This is a genomic window from Streptomyces sp. NPDC002054, assembly GCF_040296685.1.
Lineage (GTDB): Bacteria > Actinomycetota > Actinomycetes > Streptomycetales > Streptomycetaceae > Streptomyces.
The window spans coordinates 72,667-93,389 of the sequence record NZ_JBEOXT010000033.1 but is presented as its reverse complement, the minus strand read 5'-3'; the positions used below and the strand labels follow the sequence as shown (position 1 = coordinate 93,389).

At 69.1% G+C, this 20,723-nt stretch carries 22 protein-coding genes; 11 read left to right on the top strand and 11 right to left on the bottom strand.

Annotated elements, in window-relative coordinates:
• Positions 1–72 precede the first annotated feature (72 nt).
• Complete coding sequence (locus ABT123_RS27680; RefSeq protein ID WP_351319499.1) at positions 73–768, top strand: ribonuclease H family protein; 696 nt, start codon at positions 73–75, stop codon at positions 766–768.
• A gap of 78 nt (positions 769–846) precedes the next feature.
• On the opposite strand, the gene ABT123_RS27675 is transcribed toward ABT123_RS27680, so the two are convergent.
• A complete protein-coding gene (locus ABT123_RS27675; protein ID WP_351319498.1) occupies positions 847–987 on the bottom strand; it encodes a hypothetical protein in 141 nt (46 codons plus the stop codon).
• Positions 988–1,152: 165 nt separating this feature from the next.
• On the opposite strand from ABT123_RS27675, the gene ABT123_RS27670 reads away from it, so the two are divergent.
• From ABT123_RS27670 to ABT123_RS27650, 5 genes are all read left to right on the top strand, one after another.
• Positions 1,153–2,349, top strand: a complete 1,197-nt coding sequence (locus tag ABT123_RS27670) for an exo-beta-N-acetylmuramidase NamZ family protein (protein WP_351319496.1) — start codon at positions 1,153–1,155, stop codon at positions 2,347–2,349.
• A 76-nt stretch (positions 2,350–2,425) separates the two neighbouring features.
• Positions 2,426–3,406 carry a GNAT family N-acetyltransferase gene (locus ABT123_RS27665; RefSeq protein WP_351319494.1) on the top strand — a complete coding sequence of 327 codons (981 nt, stop codon included), beginning with the start codon at positions 2,426–2,428 and terminating at the stop codon, positions 3,404–3,406.
• Positions 3,403–4,752: an ABC transporter substrate-binding protein gene (locus ABT123_RS27660; RefSeq protein ID WP_351319492.1), complete on the top strand. Its 1,350-nt coding sequence runs from the start codon at positions 3,403–3,405 to the stop codon at positions 4,750–4,752. The genes ABT123_RS27665 and ABT123_RS27660 overlap by 4 nt, the downstream gene beginning before the upstream one ends.
• The gene (locus ABT123_RS27655) at positions 4,746–5,708 is read left to right on the top strand and encodes a carbohydrate ABC transporter permease (protein WP_351319490.1); all 963 of its coding nucleotides are present in this window, start codon (positions 4,746–4,748) and stop codon (positions 5,706–5,708) included. The genes ABT123_RS27660 and ABT123_RS27655 overlap by 7 nt, the downstream gene beginning before the upstream one ends.
• Positions 5,705–6,574 (top strand): carbohydrate ABC transporter permease, encoded by an 870-nt coding sequence (locus ABT123_RS27650; protein ID WP_351319488.1) that lies wholly within the window; start codon positions 5,705–5,707, stop codon positions 6,572–6,574. The genes ABT123_RS27655 and ABT123_RS27650 overlap by 4 nt, the downstream gene beginning before the upstream one ends.
• A gap of 43 nt (positions 6,575–6,617) precedes the next feature.
• On the opposite strand, the gene ABT123_RS27645 is transcribed toward ABT123_RS27650, so the two are convergent.
• The 5 genes from ABT123_RS27645 to ABT123_RS27625 form a co-directional block, all read right to left on the bottom strand.
• Positions 6,618–9,407 (bottom strand): glycoside hydrolase family 2 protein, encoded by a 2,790-nt coding sequence (locus ABT123_RS27645; protein ID WP_351319521.1) that lies wholly within the window; start codon positions 9,405–9,407, stop codon positions 6,618–6,620.
• Positions 9,408–10,025: 618 nt separating this feature from the next.
• Positions 10,026–11,885 carry a site-specific integrase gene (locus tag ABT123_RS27640; RefSeq protein WP_351319486.1) on the bottom strand — a complete coding sequence of 620 codons (1,860 nt, stop codon included), beginning with the start codon at positions 11,883–11,885 and terminating at the stop codon, positions 10,026–10,028.
• A 37-nt stretch (positions 11,886–11,922) separates the two neighbouring features.
• The gene (locus ABT123_RS27635) at positions 11,923–12,267 is read right to left on the bottom strand and encodes a helix-turn-helix domain-containing protein (protein WP_351319484.1); all 345 of its coding nucleotides are present in this window, start codon (positions 12,265–12,267) and stop codon (positions 11,923–11,925) included.
• Between the two features lie 17 nt (positions 12,268–12,284).
• Complete coding sequence (locus ABT123_RS27630; RefSeq protein WP_502971073.1) at positions 12,285–13,385, bottom strand: tyrosine-type recombinase/integrase; 1,101 nt, start codon at positions 13,383–13,385, stop codon at positions 12,285–12,287.
• Positions 13,386–13,453: 68 nt separating this feature from the next.
• On the bottom strand, positions 13,454–14,050 hold the full coding sequence (locus tag ABT123_RS27625) for a hypothetical protein (RefSeq protein ID WP_351319480.1): 597 nt from the start codon (positions 14,048–14,050) through the stop codon (positions 13,454–13,456).
• Positions 14,051–14,069: 19 nt separating this feature from the next.
• Here ABT123_RS27625 and ABT123_RS27620 point away from each other — a divergent pair, with 19 nt between their 5' ends.
• The 4 genes from ABT123_RS27620 to ABT123_RS27605 all read left to right on the top strand — a co-directional run bounded on the left by ABT123_RS27620 (position 14,070) and on the right by ABT123_RS27605 (position 16,696).
• On the top strand, positions 14,070–14,378 hold the full coding sequence (locus ABT123_RS27620; RefSeq protein ID WP_351319478.1) for a helix-turn-helix domain-containing protein: 309 nt from the start codon (positions 14,070–14,072) through the stop codon (positions 14,376–14,378).
• Positions 14,379–14,409: 31 nt separating this feature from the next.
• On the top strand, positions 14,410–14,991 hold the full coding sequence (locus tag ABT123_RS27615; protein WP_351319476.1) for a dihydrofolate reductase family protein: 582 nt from the start codon (positions 14,410–14,412) through the stop codon (positions 14,989–14,991).
• 617 nt (positions 14,992–15,608) lie between these two features.
• Complete coding sequence (locus ABT123_RS27610) at positions 15,609–16,034, top strand: hypothetical protein (RefSeq protein WP_351319474.1); 426 nt, start codon at positions 15,609–15,611, stop codon at positions 16,032–16,034.
• 386 nt (positions 16,035–16,420) lie between these two features.
• Positions 16,421–16,696: an HAD family hydrolase gene (locus ABT123_RS27605; protein ID WP_351319472.1), complete on the top strand. Its 276-nt coding sequence runs from the start codon at positions 16,421–16,423 to the stop codon at positions 16,694–16,696.
• A gap of 8 nt (positions 16,697–16,704) precedes the next feature.
• Here ABT123_RS27605 and ABT123_RS27600 read toward each other — a convergent pair whose 3' ends face one another.
• The 5 genes from ABT123_RS27600 to ABT123_RS27580 all read right to left on the bottom strand — a co-directional run bounded on the left by ABT123_RS27600 (position 16,705) and on the right by ABT123_RS27580 (position 20,332).
• Complete coding sequence (locus tag ABT123_RS27600; RefSeq protein WP_351319470.1) at positions 16,705–17,136, bottom strand: transposase; 432 nt, start codon at positions 17,134–17,136, stop codon at positions 16,705–16,707.
• A gap of 36 nt (positions 17,137–17,172) precedes the next feature.
• On the bottom strand, positions 17,173–18,306 hold the full coding sequence (locus tag ABT123_RS27595) for an ISL3 family transposase (RefSeq protein ID WP_351319468.1): 1,134 nt from the start codon (positions 18,304–18,306) through the stop codon (positions 17,173–17,175).
• Between the two features lie 330 nt (positions 18,307–18,636).
• On the bottom strand, positions 18,637–19,050 hold the full coding sequence (locus tag ABT123_RS27590; protein ID WP_351319466.1) for an SgcJ/EcaC family oxidoreductase: 414 nt from the start codon (positions 19,048–19,050) through the stop codon (positions 18,637–18,639).
• Between the two features lie 218 nt (positions 19,051–19,268).
• Positions 19,269–19,616: a hypothetical protein gene (locus ABT123_RS27585; protein WP_351319464.1), complete on the bottom strand. Its 348-nt coding sequence runs from the start codon at positions 19,614–19,616 to the stop codon at positions 19,269–19,271.
• Positions 19,613–20,332: a DUF998 domain-containing protein gene (locus tag ABT123_RS27580; RefSeq protein ID WP_351319462.1), complete on the bottom strand. Its 720-nt coding sequence runs from the start codon at positions 20,330–20,332 to the stop codon at positions 19,613–19,615. The genes ABT123_RS27585 and ABT123_RS27580 overlap by 4 nt, the downstream gene beginning before the upstream one ends.
• 186 nt (positions 20,333–20,518) lie before the next feature.
• Between ABT123_RS27580 and ABT123_RS27575 the strand changes: the two genes are divergently transcribed.
• Entirely contained in the window at positions 20,519–20,722 is a 204-nt protein-coding gene (locus ABT123_RS27575) for a helix-turn-helix domain-containing protein (RefSeq protein ID WP_351319460.1), read from the top strand.
• Position 20,723 lies beyond the last annotated feature (1 nt).

Here is a 20,723-nt window from a genome sequence, read left to right as displayed (position 1 = left end):
GACGAGGATGCCCTCGCCGCCGGGCGGCGCCGGGCGGCGCTGGGCGGTGCGGTGGTGGGGCATCATCGAGGGATGTCTGATCGCATCATCGCCGCCTGCGACGGGGCGGCCAAGGGAAATCCCGGCCCGGCCGGATGGGCCTGGGTCATCGCCGATTCCGAGGGCCGTCCCGAGCGCTGGGAGGCCGGCCCGCTGGGCCGCTCCACCAACAACATCGGCGAACTCACCGCCCTCCATCGGCTGCTGGAGGCCGTGGCGCCGGGAACCGCCCTCCAGGTGCGGATGGATTCGCAGTACGCCATGAAGGCCGTCACGCAGTGGCTGCCCAACTGGAAGCGCAACGGCTGGAAGACCGCTGCAGGCAAGCCCGTCGCCAACCGCGAGCTGGTCGAGCTCATCGACGCGCTGCTCGAGAGCCGCGATGTCGAGTTCCGATACGTACCCGCCCACCGCGAGGACGGCGACCACCTCAACGCCATCGCCGACCAGGCCGCCAGCGACGCGGCCGTGACCCAGGAACCCGCCGGCACCGCACTGGGGGCCGCCGACATTCCCGTACCCGCGCCGGAACGCAGCACGCCGGCCCGCCGCAAGCCCGGCACGGTCCCCGCCCGCAAGACCTCTGCCGTGGCCGCCCCGGGCACCGGATCTCGGACCCTCAAGGCGAAGTTCAAGGGAACCTGCCCGTGCGGCCGTCCGTACGGTGTCGGCGAGCTGATCGCCAAGGTCGGAACCCGGTGGGGCCACCCCGACTGCCCCGCCGCCTGACCGCCTGACCGCCTGACCGCCTCACCGCCGAACGGCCCGTGTGGCCGGCGACCCCGGCGGCGCCGGCCGCGGTGGCGGTCACTCCGCCACCAGGGTGGCGACGGCGGAGCCGCCCAGGACCGAGAACAGAACCGTCCGGACCCGGACCCGCTCCGCTGGCCCGGACGCGGTCAGGGCGGCGGCGCGGAGCCTCTCAACGAGCTGATGCTGCGGGTCCACCCCACGCGCTTGCAGTCGTGCGCTGTGTGCAGGGTGCCTCGCCGCGCTGCCCGGCCGCCGCGGGACTCCGCACGACCTGTGGGCAAATGATTGCGGAATTACTGGACATACCAGTGTAAATTTCGCACTGTGGCTTCGAGATGTCACTGGCAGACGGGGCAAAGGATGAGCACCGACGAGCGTGTCCCGGTGACGACCGGGATCGCACGACTGCGCGCGTCGCCCGGACTCGCCGGGCCCGGCCGGCTCGGGCTGGTGACCAACCACACCGGCGTTCTGCCCGACCTGCGCCCGGCCGCACCCGCGCTGATCGAGGCCGGTGCGCGGCTTGTCGCCCTGTTCGGCCCCGAGCATGGTCTTTACGGGACCGGCCAGGCCGGCGAGAGCGAGGCCGCTCATACCGACACCACCACCGGTCTGCCGGTCCACGACACGTACCGGTGCAGCGGCGAGCTCCTCGACAAACTGCTGCTCAACAGTGGTATTGACGCCCTGGTGTATGACCTGCAGGACATCGGGGCCAGGTTCTACACCTACGTGTGGACCATGTTCGACCTGATGGTCTCCGCAGCCCGTACGGGCGTACGGTTCGCGGTCGCCGACCGGCCCAACCCCCTCGGTGGACTCGTCAGCGAGGGCCCGCTGCTCGACCCGGCGTGGGCGAGCTTCGTCGGGCGGGCCGCGGTGCCCGTCCGGCACGGGCTCACCTGCGGCGAGCTCGCCCGGTATCTCAACGCCTCGCCGGTGCCCCAAGCGGCAGGCACCGCCGTCGACCTGACCGTCATCGACGTCCTCGGCTGGCAGCGCGCGATGAGCGCGGAGGCGACCGCCCTGCCGTGGGTCGCGCCCTCACCGAACATCCCGACGCCCGCCACGGCCACCGTCTACCCCGGCACCTGCCTGTTCGAGGGTACGAACCTCTCGGAGGGCCGGGGCACCACACAGCCCTTCGAGATCGTCGGGGCCCCGTACATCGACGCGCGGTTCGCGCCCTCGCTCGCCGAGCTCGACCTGCCGGGTGTGCACTTCCGCGATCTGCGGTTCGTACCGACGTTCCACAAACACGCCGGGCGGCTCCTGCGCGGGGTCCAGCTCCATGTGACCGACCGCGAGGCATTTGCTCCCGTACGCACCGCCGTGGCCATGCTCAGTACGCTGCGGCGGCTGTACCCGGACCACTTCGCGTGGCGCGCCGCTGACACCGGCGTGGAGGGGAGCGACCCGCGCCACTTCATCGACCTGCTCTGGGGGTCCGACCGGTTGCGGCGTGCCGTCGACGCGGGCGACGACCCACTGCCGCTGTGCGATCCGCCGGCGCCTCCCGGCCGATGGGCCGGCGACGACGTGCTGCTCTACCCCTGAGACCTGCTGCCGCACCGCGACCGGGGGCGACGCTCGACACCGTCCCCGACCTGCGTAGGGAAGGACGACTCCGCCGATGACCGATCGCACAACGACATCCCGGGCCGACATCCGTGGCTTTCGCACGGGCGACGGACCGCAGGTGGTGGAGGTGTGGCGGCGCAGTGCGCCGGCCGACCCCATCACTGCGGACCGCTTCCGCTCCCTGGTGCTGCTCGATGCCAACTTCGATCCGGAGGGACTCCGGATCGCCGTCGAGGGCGACCGTGTCCTCGGAGCGGCCTACGCGGTACGGCGTCTGACACCGATGAGCGGCACCGACCTGGAGCCGGAGCAGGGCTGGATCCCCTTCTTCTTCGTCGACCCGGCCGCCCGCAGGCGCGGCCTCGGCCGCCGGCTGCTGGCCGACGCCCTCGACTGGCTGCACGGCCACGGCCGCACCCGGGTGGACTTCTCCTCGTACACCCCGAACTACGTCCTCCCGGGCCTGGACGCCGAGACATACCCGGAAGCGGCCCGGCTCCTGGAGTCCCTGGGCTTTTGCACCCTGTACGAAGCGGCGGCGATGGACCGTGGCCTGGTGGGCTATCGCCTCCCGGAGGACGTCACGCGCCGCGCGGAGGAACTGACCGCGAAGGGCTACCGGTTCGCCACCCCGTCCGACGACGACCTGGTGGATCTCTTCGCGCTCGCCGGGAGCCACTTCGGCCCGGACTGGGCGTGCACGATCCGGGCGTCTCTGGCCGCCGGCACGCCGCTCGACCGGATCGTCGTCGTCCGGGACCCAACGGAGCGCATGGTCGGCTGGGCGATGCACGGCGCGTTCGACGCGGTGGACGAGCGGTTCGGCCCGATCGGCGTGCTGGAGGAGATGCGCGGCACCGGACTCGGCGAGGTCCTCCTGCACCTGGTCCTGGAGAGGATGCGGGCGCGCCGCGCACACTCCGCATGGTTCCTGTGGACCGGCGCGCAGTCCCCGGCAGGCCACATGTACCGCAAGACCGGCTTCACCACGACCCGCGTGTTCCGCGTGATGCGCCGGGACGCCACCGGATGATGCAGCCACCCCGAGCCGGCGGCCTGAGCCGCCGTCACTTCGCGCTCGCGCTCCCCTCGGCGCTGCTCGCCTCCGGATGCTCCGCGCCGCACCGAGGGACCGGGCGGCCCGGGGATCCGATCGTCCTCACCCTGCTCACCCACTACGCGAGCGGAGTGCTCAAGGAGGCCCTGCACGGCCCGGTCGACGAGTGGAACGCCACCCACGACCGGGTCAAGGTGCAGACCATGGCGGTCGAGTTCGCGGACCTGCTGACCACCTTCATGGTCCGGCAGGCCGCGGGCCAGGGCCCCGACATCCTCCACCCCTACTGCCTGTGGAACGGCCAGCTGGTCCAGGCCGGCGTCCTGCGGCCCGCTCCGTCCGAGCACGCCGAGGAGATCACCCGGGGCTACAGCGAAGCCGCGGTCGACGCCGCCTCGGTGGGCGGCCGGGTCTACGGCTACCCCACCGAGGTGCAGACGTACGCCCTCTACTACAACAAGCGGCTGCTGCGCGAAGCCGGCATCGACGGCCCGCCGCGCACCTGGCGGGAGCTGGAGGAGACCGCCTACCGCACCGCCAGGCGCGACCGGTACGGCAACCCACTCGTCCAGGGCTTCGGGCTGTCGACCGCCGACGACTCCACCACCGTCGGCCAGACACTCGCCCTGCTCAACGCCGCCGGCGGCACGTTCGTCTCCAAGGACGGCAGGAGCACCGCCATCGACTCGCAGGCCGGACGGGCCGTGTTCGAACTGGAGCACCGCCTCGTCGCCGGCGGTGCCAGTGCCCCCGGTGTCAACGTCTACAAGGCGTTCCGGTCCGGGCAGGTGGCCATGGTGGTCAGCGCCGGCTGGTGGACCGGGACCCTGAAGACCCTCATGGGCAAGGACTACCGCGACGTCGGCGTCGCGCCGCTGCCCCTTCCCGAGGCGGACGGCAAGCGTGCCACGCTCTCCACCGGCTTCATGCTGGGGGTCAATGCGGCCGGCAGGCACCCGAGCGCGGCCTGGGAGTTTCTGCGCTGGCTCAACGCCGAGAAAGTGGACGTGAAGAGCGCGCAGGCGGGTGGGAAAGCGAGGAAAGCGACCCGGATGAGCTCCCTGCAGGTGTCGGTCGGCTCCCTGACCGGCCGCGCCGACGACATGCGGACGCTCCTGGGCGCGCACAGCGATCCGAACCTGCACCCCTTCCTGGACGCGCTGGCGTACTCGGTGCCGGAGCCGAACGTGCCCGGCGCGCAACAGGCCAAGTCGCTGCTGCGCAAGAACATCGAGGCGCTGTGGACCGGTCAGCACTCCGTCGACCAGGCATTGCGCGCCACCCGCCGTCAGGTCGACCGAGAGGTGTCGCGCTCATGGTGAACACGCTGACGCCGGCAACGACCGAGCGGGCGGCGCCCGGCACGCCCTCCGCCGGGCCCGCCGTCGACGGCCGCGCCCGGGCCCGGCGCCGCCAGGCCATCGCCGCCTATCTCTTCCTGGCGCCGACGTTGCTGTTCTTCGCCGTCTTCCTGATCCTGCCGCTCGGCTTCGCGGTGCTGCTGTCGATGTCCCACTGGGCCGGCTTCGACCTCGGCGGCATCCAGCCGGCCGGCATGGACAACTTCACCGGCCTCTTCGCGGACGGCTCGACGTTTCTGGCGCCGATCCTCACCAACACGCTGCTGTTCGCCGCGGGCACCGTGGTCCTCGCGCTCGCCGGCTCCGTGGTCGTCGCCACCTGCATCGACAACCTGCGGTTCCAGGGTCTGTGGCGCACCCTCTACTTCCTGCCGATCGTGACGACCGTCGTCGCCGTCGGCAACCTGTGGAAGTACATGTACGAGCCGGGCGGCCTCGTCAACGGCGTACTCAATGCCCTCGGGCTCGGCTCGGTGGCCTTTCTCCAGGACCCGGACACCGCGCTGCCCTCGGTCGTGGTCGTTCAGGCATGGGCGTCGGTCGGCTCGGCGATCCTCGTCCTGACCGCCGGGCTGAAGTCCATCCCCGACTCGTACTACGAGGCCGCAGCGCTCGACGGCGCCGGGCCGGTCACCGTCTTCCGGAAGATCACACTGCCGCTGCTGCGGCCGTCCCTGCTGCTGGTGTGCATCACCCAGCTCATCAGCGGTCTGCAGTCCTTCGCGCTGATCACCGTGATGACCAAGGGAGGGCCGGGGGACGCGACCAACGTGGCTGCCCTGGAGATGTACCGGCAGGCATTCTCGTACGGCCGGTGGGGCCCTGCGAGCGCCGCCGCCTTCGTCCTGTTCGTGGTGATCCTCGTGGTCACCCTGGTGCAGTTGTGGATCTTCCGGCACAAGGGGGAGGACGCATGATCCGCCGCCGTTTCCCGTGGTTGTCGTATCTGGTGGTCGTGACCGGCGCCGTGCTCACGGTGGTGCCGTTCCTCGACATGGTGATGACCTCGTTCAAGGGCGCCGGCGAGGCCGGTACGCTGCCGTACCGGTTCATGCCCGAGGCGTTCGACCTGTCGAACTACCGGGCGGCGATCGACCAGCTCAATCTGCCGCTGCTCTTCCGCAATAGCGTCATCGCCACCGCCGTGATCACCGGTTCGGTGCTGTTCACGTCCTCGCTCGCCGGCTATGCGCTCGCCAAACTCCGCTTCCCCGGCCGGAACTTGATCTTCCGACTCGTGCTGTCGACGATGATGTTCCCTCCGTTCCTCTTCTTCATCCCGCACTTCCTGATCCTGGTGCACTGGCCGCTGGCGGGCGGCAACGACCTGTTGGGACGCGGGGGTGCGGGGCTGACCGTCAGCATCGCGGCGCTCGCCATGCCGTTCCTCGTCAACGGCTTCGGAATCTTCCTGATGCGCCAGTTCATGCTCTCGATCCCGGACGAGGTCCTGGAGGCCGCGCGCATCGACGGTGCCGGAGAGTTCGGCGTGTGGTGGCGGATCATCCTGCCGCAGACGAAGCCGGTCCTGCTGACGCTCGGTCTGCTGACCTTCGTCTCCGCGTGGAACGAGTACATCTGGGCGCTGCTCATCTCGACCGCCAACCCGGACGTGATGACCCTGCCCGTCGGCATCCAGCTCCTGCAGGACCACGTGGACCCGACCCGCACGATGCCGATCGTCATGGCCGGCCTCGTCCTGAGCACCATGCCGATCCTGATCCTCTTCCTGCTGCTGCAGAAGTACTACATCCGCGGAGTGATGCTCAGCGGCCTCAAGTGAGAAGCCCCGGCACGCTCGCGCGGTGCCGGGGCTTCTCACCTCGTCAGGCGGACGGGAGGGTGACGGCCCGGGCGTTCCATCCCGAGACCCGCACGTGCGGGGTGCGGTCCGGACCGACGGTCCGATGGGAGGCTTTCAGGACCACCGATTCACCCGGCCACAGGCTGACCTGGTTGTCGCTCCACTGCACGGGCAGCACGGGAGTCCTCCCGTCCGCGGAGACCAGGTCGACGTCGGTGAGCAGAGCGGGGGCGTTCGTGGTGCCCGGGTGGCGGAGGGTCACGGTCGTCGTCGACGTGCCGGCCCCGGAAACCGTCGTGGCGGCTGTCACGTCCAAGGTGACCTGCGGCATCGAGTTCAGTCCGGTCAGGTCGGCGTAGGAAGTGGTCGGGGTGTGGTACCAGTCGGTGGCGGCGTAGTCGAGGACGTCCTTGCGGTTGGAGAGCCAGTAGACATTGCGGCTCAGTTCCCGGCCGGTGGCGTCGGTGAGCAGCAGCCGGGCCAGGTACGTCCCCGCCAGGCCGGGGACCGTGGCCGGGAGGGTCAGCGAGGTGGTGGTCACGCCGCGGGCCTCGACCTCGGCACCGGTTACCGTGCGGTCGTACTTCTCGGTCCCGTCGGGGTTGAAGAGCGTGACCCGGGCGTTCAGTCCCGAGGCGCCGGTTGCGCCGTTGTTGACGATGCTGACCGCGCGATTGTCGTAGCCGTACTGGATGTGCAGGGGTTCGTTGGCCTTCTTCGCACCGAAGTAGGCGCCGTTCTGGTCGAGATAGCGGTCGATGAGCTGCCAGTGCAGGGAGGTCCAGCCGCTGTTGAGCATCCAGTAGATGACGCCGGTCGCGGGGGCGGTGGCGTCCTTGGCGTTGCGGGAGTACGCCTCGAACTGCGCGCGGACGGCCTCGTACTGGGCGAGCTGGGCCTTGCGTACGTAGTCGCCGAGATCGGTCGGGCGTCCGTAACGGCCGGCGAGCGCGGCGTTGTACAGCTTGAGTGTCGAGAAGGCGGCTGAGGGGGAGCGGTGGTACTGGGGAGCTGAGGGCTGCTTCCAGAGGGTCTCCAGCTCGGCCGGGGTCATCATCCGCCGTAGTGTGTCAAGGGTGGGGATGCTCACGCCGGCGCTGGTCTCGGAGTTGAAGCCGGTGGCTCCTCCCTCGCGCTTGTCGTACCAGTAGCCGGGCGGCACCCAGTCGTACGGACCGGTCATCCGCATCCCGGAGCGGCCGGTGACGGGTGTCGGCTTCCCGGAGGCGGATGGGATCACGGGCACGTTCCAGTCGGCGTCCCGCAGCGCCTGGAGGTATGCCGATTCGATTTCGGCGTTGGGCGCCGCGTCGCTGCCGATCAGGAACGAGATCACGCTGGGGTGGTGGCGCAGGCGGGCCGCCTCGGCGGCCATCGACTCCTTGGCGACGGCATGGTCGGCGGCGTTCCACCTCTCCCCGGATTCCGAGCGGTTGACCTCCCCTTCCCATTTGGTGCAGCACTCCCAGCCGGCGATCGTGAGGATTCCGTACCGGTCCGCGAGGTCGAAGAACTCGTCGGGTTCGAGTTTGCCTTCCAGACGGATTGTGTTCAGGCCCAGATCGCGGACGTACTTCAGGCGGTCCTCGACATAGGCGGGGTCCCAGCGCAGGAACTCGTCGGGGGACCAGCCCGCGCCCTTGATCAGCAGCGGGCGGCCGTTGATCCGGTACTGGCGCGCGCCGTCGGCATTGATCGGTGCTTGCACGTCGCGGATGCCGAAGGCGGTGTGCGCGGTGTCGGAGGTGACCCCGTCGACCGTCACGGTCAGGTCGAGGTCGTACAGGGGCTGCTCGCCCATCCCGGCGGGCCACCACACGCGTGGCGACGGCACATGGAGTCCGGGGTGGTCGGCCGGCGAGTAGACCACGGTCCGGCTCTCCCCGGGCGCCAGCGTCACCTGTCGGCTGAGGGCTGCGGGCCCGGCCGTGCCGGAGAGGAGCGCCGTGACGGTGCGGGGTGAGTCGTTGCGCAGGCGGGCCTTGACGGTCAGGTCGGCGGAGGTCAGCGACGGCACGGCCAGGTCGGTGACGACGTGGGCGTCACGGAGGGCCACCGGGCCGCTGCGGCGGACGACGACGTCGCGGAGGATGCCCATGTTCCGGTCCGGTGGCGGCTGCAGCCAGTCGAGCCAGCCCACGGTGAGGTGCTTGCGCGGGTCGTTGGGCTGGACCCGGAAGGCGACCGTGTTGGTACCCGGGGTGACCAGAGCGGTGATGTCCAGCTCGTGTCGGGTGTAGGTCCCGGCGACCCTGCTTGCCGTCGAGATCTGACGGCCGTTGACAAAGACGTCGGCGGCAGAGGTCACCCCGCTGAAGTCCAGATACGTACGAGCTGCCCGGCCGTCGACCGTGAAGTCGGACCGGTACCACCACGGGACCGTGAAGTCGGCGGCAGGAATCAGCTTCTGGTTGGTGGAATGGAACGGGTCGGGGTGGACGCCGGCCGCCAGCAGGGCGCCGAGGACGGTGGAGCGAGGGCCGGCCCGGTACCAGCCCGTCGTCGGATAGCCGGGGCTGGACACGTCGGCCGCCGGGTCGGTCACCAGGGCGGTCGACTGGATCACGAACCCGGCCAGAGCCGTGCCGGAGTCATGGCCGACGGCGGTCACGGCGGTGGCCACGGAGGCGGCCGGCGGACCGATCGCCGCCGCCCGGCCGGCAGCGCCGACCGGGGTGAGGGCGGGGGCCAGGAAGACGAGCAGGCCGAGGAGGGCCAAGACGACGGACCGGCGGGGTACCCGTCCCCGGCGGCGCGAGGGGCCACCGGCCGGGCTGGACGGGAACGGGATTCCAGGGCGGCACGGCGACATCCGGCCCAGCTGTGGAGGCATGCCATTCAGCATGGCCCCGAAGCCCTGACAGCCGACGCTCCCCATGCCGCGCGTCGCCCGATCGCAGCAACCGGGGAACGCGGGAAGGAGTACGCCCGAGGTCCTCTCAGGGCGGCGGAGGTCGGCGACGAGCGGGCGGGTGAGGCGGAGCTGGGAGCTCGCTGACGCGTCGCACACGCCAAGGGCCGCTGAGGCTGCCGCGGTCGCTTCGGGCGGCGCCCGGCGTAGGGGGCACCGAGTGCGCAGCAGCAGGTCAGCGGCCCAGGGAGCCCACGATCAGGCCGGGCTGCCCAGGGTGTGTCTTCCGGATCTTGCTCCCCCAGCTACCGCTGGGAGGTGCCCCCACGCCCGCGCCGCCCGGCACCGCACCTCGCTGCGCTGTCGGGCCCGCCCAAGTACGTCTGGTAATCGGGCGACCCTCCGCCTGCGATGCACGGCACCGGACGGCGCGGGCTTAATCGGCAAGATCCGAAAGACTCACCCTGGCCCCGCCGGATCAGGCCGGGGGAGCGGCCGGATCCCTTCGTCACCCCGTACGGACGCCGTTGTTGCGGAGTGCGGACTTCCGTTACCCGGTTCCGGGCCTTCCGCAGCCCCTCACTGGACCAGGTCGGTGTGCGGGTGGCCTCCGCTCGCCGGGCAGGCGTACAGCTGGAGGTAGGTGAGGCCGCGGGCGTGGTGGTGCTGTACCGACCAGCGGACGAAGTGGCCGGTCTCGTCCTGGTAGGCGGCCTCGGAACCTGAGGTCCAGTGCTCCAGGTCAGCCTGGGTGCAGTCGCTGAGCGTCAGGCCGTTGCCGGCCAGCCAGTCGAGGAAGTTGGCCGCTGCGGTGACGTGGCAGCGGACGTTCAGGGCTTGGAGATGGGTGGTGTGTTCCTTGCCGAGGCGTCGTCGGAGTCGCCGCAGATGATGCCAGACTGCGTATCCGTGCAGGATCCTGCGCTCGGTGGGGTCCGTGCGGGCCTGAACCGCCGCGGTGATCCAGCCCTCCAGAACGACGAAACGTTCGTCGCGGGGCGGCAGTGCACCGGTGGCGACCATGACGCTGCGGAGATGTGCGAGGACCTTGCTCGTGGGGAGTTCGTCGAGTGTCTTGTGTGTGACGGGTCGTTCGTCGCGGCCGATCTGCTGGAGCAGGATGCTGACCTTCGAGCCCGATAGCCAGAACATGGTGCTGGTGGGGCGTTCGGCTCCGGACAGTGCCTCGTAGAGGGGGACGAGGTCCTGCCGGATTGTGCCGGTGTCGCCGCCAAGGAGGTCGCGTACCAACTGGTCGAGGGCGCATCGCTGGCAGGGGCGGGTACTGAGCTGCCATGTGGTGCGGCAGACCGGGCAGCGGCCCCAGAAGTCCGGATCCGGGTTGGTGCACTTCGCGCACAAGGGCGCGTCCCAAGTTCCGCCGCGGACGTGGTCGACGGTGCCGCAGCCGCTGCAAGGTGTCCACCGCAGCTGGCACCGGTTGCACCAGGGGTCGCCCGTGACCCGGGAAATCTCACAGACCGCTGTCCGTCCGCAGATGCCGCACTGGGTAGCGTTCCTTGGTCGGCAGTTGGCGCAACGGGGCCCGTCGGGAAGGCGGACGGCGACTTTCTGGCGGCGCCCGCAGCCGCGGCATTCCTCCAGGTTGACGGGGTCGCTGACGAGGCAATTGGGGCAGAGCGGGTGCCCTTCGGCATCCCGGGCGGCGGGTTCGCGGATAGCTCCGCAGCGGATGCAGGGCACGGCCGAGTTGCGGGCGAAGCAGTTGCGGCAGACCCGTTTGCCGTCCAGCAGCTTCGACAGTGTCTTGACCTCCTGGCAGCGGAAGCAGGCCGGGTTGACCACCGTCGTTGCCCCGGCTTGGACGAGTTCGCCGATGAACCGTAGGACGGCGGGGGTCGGGGCGTCGTAGCCAGCGCCGGTCAGCAGGTCGGGCTGGGCGATGACCGCCCAGGCCAGGCGGCGCTGGCCAGCCGTTCGGACGGTGGCGCGTTCGAGGGCTGATCGAACAGTGTCGGCGGTCAGCACGGGATCGACGGCGGTGACGAGTCTGGTGAGCTCGGCGAGTGGATCGCCGGTTGTGTCCGGGCACTTCGCGCAACGAGGGCCGCCGTTGCGGTCCCGGCTGACGACACGCCGCTGCTGGCGGCAGCCCGCGCAGACGGCTGGCTTGTCGAAGCAGGGCGAGCATCCCCACCTGCCGCCGGAGCGGCTGCCCACGTAGGGGCGTCCGCGGCCGCACTCACCGCAGCGGGGAAGCGCGATGTCTTGGGCGCCGGCTTCGCGAAGAGCCATCAGCAACCGCGCGACGCAGAACGGTGCCGGAGGCCGTCCGGTCCGCAGCAGCGACGGATCGTCATGCAGGGCCTGGGCCAGGCGCCGACGACCGGCTCGTTCACGCATCACCGTGCAGACGATCTCGCGAACGCGGTCGGCGTCCAGGTGCCGCTCGACGTTCCCGACCAGCCGCACGATCATGCCGACCGGATCGGCCAGAACCTCTCCGCGTACCCGTTCAACGGTCCACCGGTGCGATCCGGGCCCGCTTGGGCCGCAGGTCACCGACTCCCTCGGCGGCGGGTGCCCCGCCTGCCGCCACCTTCTTCGGCTTCTTCACGGCGCCAGCCGCGGCGATCGGCTCGATGAGGTCGTCCATCGTGCAGTCCAGGATGTCCAACAAGGCCATGAGGATCTTCAAGCTGAGCCGCTCGGGCCGATCCACGACGAGCCGGTAGACCTGGCTGGAGGACAGGCTGATGCCGCGTTCCTCCAGCGGAGCGATCAGGTCGGTCGTGGAGAACATCCCGCGGTCCGCCATGATCTTGCGCAGGTGCCACTGGTAGTCGAGCTTGGCGGCCATCGTCAGGTCCTTCCTCGTCACGTCCCGGCGAACGCCGGGGCAAGTGCCTTGCTCAGGGCAGTGTTCATGAAGTCGTCGCTGACGTGGGTGTAGATGGCGGTGGAGCTGTCGCACTCGTGGCCGACCTGCTGCTGGATGAACCGCCGGTCAACCCCGTCCTCGGTCAGATGCGTGACGTACGAGTGGCGAATTGAGTGGGGGACGAGCTCCTTCGGGAGCTTCAACGCGTCCCGGTAGGCCACAAACCGGGCGTTGATCTCGGAGGGCTTGACCCGCCCTCCCCGCTCAGTGACCCACAACGCCGGGTGGTCCTCGCAGCCGAACCGCGGCCGGACGTTCTCCACATAGTCCTGGACCGCGTCCACCGCCCAACCCATCACCGACAGCACGTTCCGGCGCCGTGGCGGCTGACCCTTCTTCGCCTTGCCGTAGCGGACGTTGAGCGTGCCGTACCGGCCGAACTGTCGAGCCTTCGCGTTGCGGCCGAAGTCGACGACATCCAGCTTCGAAGTCTCCGTCCGACGCAGGCCCCACCCGTAGATGACCTTGAACAGCGTGGCGTCGCGGTAGGCGGCGAGAGCGCCCTTGCGCTTGGACTTCACCGCGCGTTCGACCTGATCGTCGGCGTAGTCGAGGAACCGCTGCAGCTCTTCCCGGGTGAACGGCCTGGCCTCCGGGTCGCCCTCGTAGTCGTTGAGATGGGCGATGGTGTTCCACTCGTGGCAGATCGCCACGGGATGGGTGCCGAAGGCGTCCTCGCAGGCCGGCCCCCAGCCGTAGCGGCCGTCGACGAGGAACTCTGTGAACTGCCGAACGTCGCCCTGGTAGCTTCGGATCGTGGACGGTGCCAGGTGCTTCTCGCCCGTCAGCGAGGCCGACCACTCGTCCATGTGGCCCGGCAGCCACGACCACGGGTACTCGTTGGTGAATTCATGGAAGCGCCGGATCAGCCGTTCCCGCCCGGCGATCGTGTCTTCCTTCAAACCCCGGGACATCTGCTGGGCCCGCCAGCCCCGCAGCATCGCATCGACCATCGCGTCCTCCGGACGCAGCTGGACCACCCCGGAGACAAGCTCCAGATGAGCCGCCCCGGCCAGGGCCACCCTTCGCTCTTGCACCACTCCAGGCCATCCCTTCTGGAGGGCAAATCCTGCATCAGATGGGTTCTGTCTGGCAAACTTCCTGATCAGGAGGCCGCTTCGTAGTAGCGTTGGAGCCCATCAGGCCCTCGCCCCGAGCTGGCGACCTGCGACTTCTCGCCCGTCTGATGCAATTCCCGAGCCTTGGCGTAGCCCTCGAACATTTGGATGCCGAGGTGGCGGTACTGGATCGCTCCGGCGATGACGCCTCCGGGGCGGCGGGCGATGTACCAGGCCAGGGTGCGGCGGAACTGCCGGGTGGTCAGATTCCAGGGCTTGCCGTTGACATCGGGAATCGCGCCGACGAGGCCGTAGTGATGGCAGTAGGCGTTGATCCAGGTGATCACGCGGTTGATCAGCTCGTTGCTGGAGCGCAGCGTCATCGCTCCGGCCCGGATGCGCTCTGCCGGGTAGAGGCTGCGCAGGAGCACGTCGGTGGCGGGCGGCTGGAGGCGTTCGAGGACGGCGACGGCGACGGCGCGGGCGGCCGGGGCGCCGATGATCCAGGTGGCGATGGTGCCGGCGGGGTCGCTCTCGCCTTTGAAGGCGAGGATGGTGATCGTCCACCGGTAGGGCTGGCCGGAGCCGTCGAGCAGGGTGTGGGTGCTGCCGCGGCGCAGGTGCCTGATCTCGCTGTCGCGCATCCCAGACGGCGACCTGAGCGTGGCAGCCGGTGTCAGCAGCACTCATCTGGCACAGCGGTTCAAGGAGCTCATCGGCGTCACGCCGAAGCGGCTGGCCCGCACCTACCGTTTCGCCGCCACCGTGTTCGCGATCAACCCTGCCAGACCGGTCGACTGGGGCGACCTCGCCGGTGGCGCAGGCTACTTCGACCAGGCCCACTTCGGCCACGAGTTCCGGGCGTTCACCGGATCACACCGACCCGGTACGTCGAAGTCCGGCGGCGGTTCCTGCGCGAACATCCCGGCCACGCGCTGGACGGCTGGCCGCTGCCGGCCGATTGATTTCTAATTTGGGGCACCCCAAAGCAGAGGAGAGCCCCGTGGGCAAGGTGGTCATGTACAGCTCGGTGTCGGTGGACGGCTTCGTCGCGGACGAGAATGACCAGCCCGGACCGCTGTTCGACTGGTTGTCCAGCGGTGACGTCCCGTTGGACGAGAGCGGCGAGCTGAAGGTGTCGCAGACGTCCTACGACTACACCCGGCCGTACTGGGACCAGATCGGAGTCACGATCGTCGGCCGCCACGTCTTCGACCTGACGGACGGCTGGGACGGGAAGCCTCCGGGCGGGATCGACCACGTGGTCGTCGTGTCGCACCGGCCGATGCCCGAGGGCTGGGACCCCGAGGCGCCGTTTCACTTCGTCAACGGCGTCGAGGCAGCCATGGCCAAGGCGCAGGAGCTTGCCGGTGACCGCATGGTCGAGGTCGCCGCTGGCGACGTCGGTGGCCAGGTGCTTGCCGCGGGCCTGATCGACGAGGTGCGCATGGATGTCGTACCCGTCGTGTTCGGGTCCGGCAAGCGCTACTTCGGGTCGGTCCACGCGCAGCACCTACTGGAGGATGCTGACGTGGTGATTCAAGGCAACCGGGTGCTTCACCTGCGCTATCGAGTGCGCCGTTGACCGATCTGAGCGGTACGCGAAGAAGTCCACTGCGAGCGGTGACACAAGGTCGGGCCTCCGGCTGCGTTTGCGCATCGCTGTCCCTGGTCGGGCAGCCGACGCCGATCCGCCCCAGCACCTCACCTGCGGCAAGTTCCGCCCAAGATCACTGGTTGCCGGTTTCCGTCGTATCTTGGCCGACCCACATCTGAAGCGCAGACCCGAGCCGCTCCGTCCACCGCAGCGCGATCAGGTCGTCCCGGCCACGTCGTCCAGGAAGAAGAACCGCTCCAGGTCCGGACCCGCGACCTGGTCACCCTCGCCGGGTTGATCGGGGAGCGGGCAGGCCCAGCAGGATGGGAGCCCCCGGGCGCCGCCGCGTTGATCTGGTTGATCTTGGCTTCGGCACCGGCGAGGCTGGCGCGGAGCCCCTCGATCTCGCCGAGCCAGCCTTCCCGCTCGGCCTCGGTCCACCTGGGTGACGGCGAACGTCCTCCGGACGGTGCTGCGCACGGCGGCCCTCGGCTGCCTGGTCTGCGCCTGCTTCCTCAACGGCCGACTTCGCGTTTCTTGATCAATTTCAGGTAGGGTCCGGCTCGCCTGAAGAACAGACAGAACGACCTTGGGGGAGCCGGACTATGAAGCGCTGGGCGAAGTGGGTGGCCGTCGGAGCGGTGGGGGTGCCGCTGGCACTCGCCGTGGTTGCCTGCGCCGGGGAGAAGTCCCTGGAGGAGGCCGCGAAGGGTACGTGGGACTGCACGATCGCCGCCGGTGGCCGCGGAATCTCCGCGACGGTGACCGTCGGAGACGGGACCTACCAGGTGAGCGATGGCGGCCGCGAGGGCAGCTCCGGGACGTGGCAGCTCTCCGGCGGCAAGCTGGAGGTCAAGGGCGACGACGGCCCGTACCACGTCAGCGGTGTGCCCGGAGAGACGAAAGAGCTGATGGGCATGGAGTTCGGCGAAGACGGTAGCGAGAAGCTGTCGCCGTGGAGCGTGGGATGGAAGGGCGACACCGTCACCTTCCCGTACCACGGCGCCAAGGTCACCTGTCAGAAGATGTAGGTCTGAGGGCCCCGGCGCCGCCGTGACCGGCGCCGGGACCGTCGGGGTTGGCTGCTCGGCGCGGGCGCGGGTGGTGGCGAGCCGGTTGACAAGCTTGGCCGCCAGGGCGACGTCCAGCCGCCACAGGGCGGCGATCTGGTTCTCCGCCAAGGCTTTGGTGCGGTCGGGCGACCCGGCCGCCGCTCGATGCCGATCGTCGGATCGCCTTCGATCCAGCCCTGGCGCTGCCACCAGCCGATCGCCTTGCGTGCGATGGACAGCTCCCTGGCTTTGTAGGCGAGTTCCGGCTCTGGTCCACTTTCTGTGGAGCCTCACGGAAAGTGATGTCATTGGGGGTGTGGTGGTATGGCCGGACTCTGCCGTTGTCCTGCTGGGAGGCCACTGTGATGCCCGTGTATCCGTCTCTGACCCGCGCCCTGGCCGAGGCTTTGGTCGGTGCCCTGTGGTTCATCGAGGGCAGCGAAAACGAGCAGATGGACCCGGACGATGCCGTGAAGGTACTGGAGGGCGTCGCCCACCTGTTCAGCCAACTGTCGACTGATCAGCGGCAGGAGCTGATCGATTTGGTCAGGGCGATGGCCGAGGCCGAGCCTGACCCGGCCCGACGGGAGTTCTTGGAAGGGTTCCCGGAAGGATTCGGGCTGGTCGAGGACGCGTCTTGAGTGGGTTTTCAGGAATAGAGCAGGACGCGCTTTCGTAGCAGTTCGAATCCTGCACGGCCGAACATCTGACGTTTCAGCATCTTGATCCGGTTGACATGACCTTCGACGACCCCGGGGTTCCAGGGCAGTGAGAGGCCGGCGACGACGGCGTCTAGGTCGCGTTCGAGGTGGCGGGCGAACGACTGAAGGGCGGGCAGGTTGGCGGAGCTGGCGGCTTCGATCCATTCAGGCAGTCGGTGACCTTCCAGCTGGGTGAGCATGTGAGCGAACGAGCGGATGTGTGCGGCCAGGACATCGAGCTCGGGGCACACGGCCAGGACAGTCTTGAGCTGGATTCGATCTGGTTCCTGCAGAACGTCGGGGTGGGTGAGAAGCCAACGGGTGACGGTGCGGGCCGTCGGCGGCCGAGGACCGATAGGCTGGGGCCTGCCCCGCAGCACGGAGCGGATGCAGTCGCGGACGCTGGCGTAACCATGCTAGTAGCCCTGCTCCTTGAGTTCCTCCCACAGTTGCCAGGCGTTGGTGCAGCCGTCTTGCCAGCGCTGATGGAGGTAGGGCTTGTAGGGGTCGAGCGCGGTGCGGCGGTTTTGCCACTGTCCGGTGAACAGAGCCTCAGGTGTGGCAGCGCCGGCGAAACGTAGGACGGTGCTGTGGCCCATGCCAAGTTGCCGAGCAACGGACCGCTTGCTATGCCCGGCGGCCAGGAGCGCGTGGACGGTCGCATGCTTGGCGCGGGTGCGCTCGGCGAACCGGTGGCCATTAGGCCATGGCTGCGAGGGTAAATCGGGCATCGTTTCTGACTCGTCCGGCTCCGTCGGCTGGACCGGTGCAGGCCGCAGGCAGCCGCGGTGCCGGTAGACGCATTTCTCGGCGGCCTGGCCGAGGTTGTGCCACAAGTGCCACCGGTCAGCGACCTGGAGGGCCTGCGGGGCGCCGCGAGTGGCGCCCTCGGCGTAGAAGACGGCACGGTCCCGACAGATGATCTCGATGCCCGGCCGCTTCGCCAGCCACGCTGCCAGCGTGTCGGCCTCGCGATCCGGCAGCAAGTCCACCGGACGTCGAGTCTCGACGTCGACGAGCACGGTGCCGTAAATCCGCCCCCTGAGCTGGGCGTATTCATCGACGCCGACCACGCGGGGCACCGCTGCCACAGGATCCGGCAGCGACGCGATCAGCCGCAGGAGGGTGTTGCGGCTGATCGGCGCGCCGAAGACATGGGCCATCCGAGCACCGGCACGGCCGGCCAAGGCAAGACCGACGGACGCGAGAGCCGAGCGCAGCCGCTCGGTCCGCCGTCCGTACCGGCGGGTGAGGCCAGGTATCTGCTCGGCAAAGGTCCGCCGAGGGCAGGCAGCCTCAGGGCAGGAGAACCGGCGGACCCTCAGGGACAACACCACACGTTGGCCGGCAGCCGGAAGATCACGAGGAAACCGCAGATACGAACCATGCACTCGCGCTGACCACCGCCCGCAGCTCGGACAGGACGCCCCGCCCATCGTCGACCGGGCCTCCACCCGGACTCCGGTCTCCGCCACCTCGACCGCCACCACGTGGACGCCCTTAACCGATGCGAGCAGCACCTCTTCGAGCACTATCTGTACTTCGTTCACGCCGAAGCACTGTTGGCCAACCCCCACTCACCGCAGGCGATTTCAGGGCGACATCGCACGGCATCCATCGAAGATCAACCGTCACGCTGCGTACGCGACCACAGAAAGTGGACCAAAGCCCGAGTTCCAGGAACAGATGTTGCTCAGTGGCAAGAACGCCTTCTCCCACCGGGTATCGATGTTCCTCAGTTGTGAGAACGCCAGGGGGCTTGCTTTCGCACGAGCGGCGTGCGGGGTGCGTCCTCGATGTCGTTCGGGGTCGAGCCGGCCGTTGAAACTCGCGTTGACCGACTCGACCCTGGCCCCAGGCTCGTATCCGATCCCTTGGGATCAGTCGGCGACGACCCCGGTGTTCTGGCAGGCGGTCAGCAACCAGCGGCCGTCGTCCTGCTTGGTCATCACGTACAGCGGGGCGCCCTCACTCTCGTTGCCCGGGCTCAGGTAGAGCTGGCGGACCTTGACCGCCGCGACGTCGGGGCGGATGAAGAACACGTGGATCACCTCGTAGGTGACCTTGCCGTCCCAGTCGTCTGCGGGGAGGACCCTGCGGGTGAACTCGGAGATCGCGCCGAGGCCGATGAGGACCTTGCCGCCTCCCGTCGTCCAGACCGCGTCGGGGTGGAAGAGAGCGAGGAACTCATCGGGGTCCTTGTGCTGCTGGGAGTGCTCGACGGTGGCTACGACCTGGCGGATAGCTTCGAGATCGGCCGCATGGGCCGTGGATTCCGTCTTCATGCCGATCATGCTGTTACCTCAACTGCGATTGAGGTCAAGAGGTGACCGACCACCGACTCCCTGAAGTCACTCACCTCTAACGGGCGACGCCCTCTCCCCTCTCGAACGCGGCTCTGGCCGACGGCCGCTTCGACACGCAGCGCGTTCCTGGAACTCACCAACAAAGTAGGTCATCAGCGGTGGCCGAGCATTCCTGGCAGCCAGCTTCAACCGTTCTCCGTTCTCACTTACGTAGCCAGCTCCCGGTTGACGGTGTCGGCGTCCATCTCGTCCGCCCGCGACGCCGCCAGCTCGGCCAGCACCTCCGGCAGTGCCGGGTCGGCGATCGCCGCGACGGGGAAGACGGGCGACTTTGCGCCCCGGCGGGCGGGCCCGGTCGGCGCCGGTTCGCCGGCGAGCATCCACCCCCACGTCGTCAGTGAGATTCGGTAGATGGGCGCGGAAGACTTCGCGATGCCGGCGCCGGTGAGGTACCGCTCGACTGCCGCGGTGTAGGACGAGGGAGGGGCGGACAGCGGCACCACCCGGGCGGGCGGCAGCCCTGTGCCCTCCGGGAGCAGGCACGAAAAGATCACTGCCGCTGATCTTCTGCCGGTTGCCGTGGGGCGTCGCGTTGGAGCAGGTGAAGGGCCAGCAGGCTCAGCCAGGACCAGCCGACGGTGATCGCCACCCGCTGGAACAGCCCGCCGAGGTCGACCAGCCCGTCGGCTTGGTCGAAGCCCAGGTTGGAGAGGGCGAACGTCACCAGGAAGACGATGCCGGTAAGTGCGGAGTAGATCGCCCAGGCGGGCTTGCCCCATACGACGAAGCGTCGAGCGAAGATAAAGCAGGCCGCCGCCAGTGCCACGAAAGCGGCAAGCGACACACCGTCGTGCAGGGCAGCGTGCGTGCTGCCGTAGTGGGCGAGCTTGTCGGGGGTGCCCAGTGGATAGCCGCTGACCGGGTCGGTAACGAAGATCCCCGCACCGAGCAGCCCTGCCGCCCAGATACCCACCAGCAGTGGCCCCCAGGTTGAGCCGCGAAGGGGTCGCAGTGCGCGGCGCAATCCGGCGGCGAAGGCAAGCCCAAGGGCGCCGGCCATGAGGAAGTTGGCCACCTGTATCCAGCCGAGCCCGCCCAGGGCGAGCGAGCTGACCGGATGGCGCAACGGGTGGTAGTCGGCGCGGGTGGCACCCGCGATGACGAAGGTGGCGACGAACAGCGGTCCGGCAATCGCCCCACAGACAAGGAGGCACCTGGTCCGCGCTGCACCAGCCCATTGGGAGAGCTTCTGTGCCGGCTTCGGCGGCATTGTTCCTCCAGAAGTGGATGGTGATCGGCGTGAGGTACCACCCCCGCGGCTTGGGCGCGCAGGAACGGACGACCGGTGAGGCGGTGAGGCGGGGAGGCGGAGAGTGAGGAAGGTTCGCGGTGCCGCCTTCAGATGCCTGTCAGTCTGGATTGACAAAGGCCGGCTTGTCAATCCAGACTGACAGGCATGAAAGAAGGAGACCTCTCAAAGAGCCTCGGATCGCATGACCCCGTAGTCGGATTGCGGGCGGTGGGCGCGCTGCACCGGCTGGCCGAGCAGGTCGAGGCGGCAGCAGTGGCACGTGCGAGGCAGCAGGGATGGTCCTGGGAACAGATCGGGGACGCCTTGGGCGTGTCTCGTCAGTCCGTTCACTCCAAGCACGGAAAGTGAG

Excerpts from the sequence above, each read along its gene's own strand:
- ABT123_RS27665 (WP_351319494.1), top strand. The coding sequence starts at position 2,426 with ATGACCGATCGCACAACGACATCCCGGGCCGACATCCGTGGCTTTCGC.
- ABT123_RS27625 (WP_351319480.1), bottom strand. The coding sequence starts at position 14,050 with ATGCGCGACAGCGAGATCAGGCACCTGCGCCGCGGCAGCACCCACACC.
- ABT123_RS27650 (WP_351319488.1), top strand. The coding sequence starts at position 5,705 with ATGATCCGCCGCCGTTTCCCGTGGTTGTCGTATCTGGTGGTCGTGACC.
- ABT123_RS27605 (WP_351319472.1), top strand. The coding sequence starts at position 16,421 with ATGCCCGTGTATCCGTCTCTGACCCGCGCCCTGGCCGAGGCTTTGGTC.
- ABT123_RS27645 (WP_351319521.1), bottom strand. The coding sequence starts at position 9,407 with ATGTCGCCGTGCCGCCCTGGAATCCCGTTCCCGTCCAGCCCGGCCGGT.
- ABT123_RS27655 (WP_351319490.1), top strand. The coding sequence starts at position 4,746 with ATGGTGAACACGCTGACGCCGGCAACGACCGAGCGGGCGGCGCCCGGC.
- ABT123_RS27640 (WP_351319486.1), bottom strand. The coding sequence starts at position 11,885 with ATGATCGTGCGGCTGGTCGGGAACGTCGAGCGGCACCTGGACGCCGAC.
- ABT123_RS27680 (WP_351319499.1), top strand. The coding sequence starts at position 73 with ATGTCTGATCGCATCATCGCCGCCTGCGACGGGGCGGCCAAGGGAAAT.
- ABT123_RS27660 (WP_351319492.1), top strand. The coding sequence starts at position 3,403 with ATGATGCAGCCACCCCGAGCCGGCGGCCTGAGCCGCCGTCACTTCGCG.
- ABT123_RS27610 (WP_351319474.1), top strand. The coding sequence starts at position 15,609 with ATGAAGCGCTGGGCGAAGTGGGTGGCCGTCGGAGCGGTGGGGGTGCCG.
- ABT123_RS27580 (WP_351319462.1), bottom strand. The coding sequence starts at position 20,332 with ATGCCGCCGAAGCCGGCACAGAAGCTCTCCCAATGGGCTGGTGCAGCG.
- ABT123_RS27670 (WP_351319496.1), top strand. The coding sequence starts at position 1,153 with ATGAGCACCGACGAGCGTGTCCCGGTGACGACCGGGATCGCACGACTG.
- ABT123_RS27590 (WP_351319466.1), bottom strand. The coding sequence starts at position 19,050 with ATGATCGGCATGAAGACGGAATCCACGGCCCATGCGGCCGATCTCGAA.
- ABT123_RS27575 (WP_351319460.1), top strand. The coding sequence starts at position 20,519 with ATGAAAGAAGGAGACCTCTCAAAGAGCCTCGGATCGCATGACCCCGTA.
- ABT123_RS27635 (WP_351319484.1), bottom strand. The coding sequence starts at position 12,267 with ATGGCCGCCAAGCTCGACTACCAGTGGCACCTGCGCAAGATCATGGCG.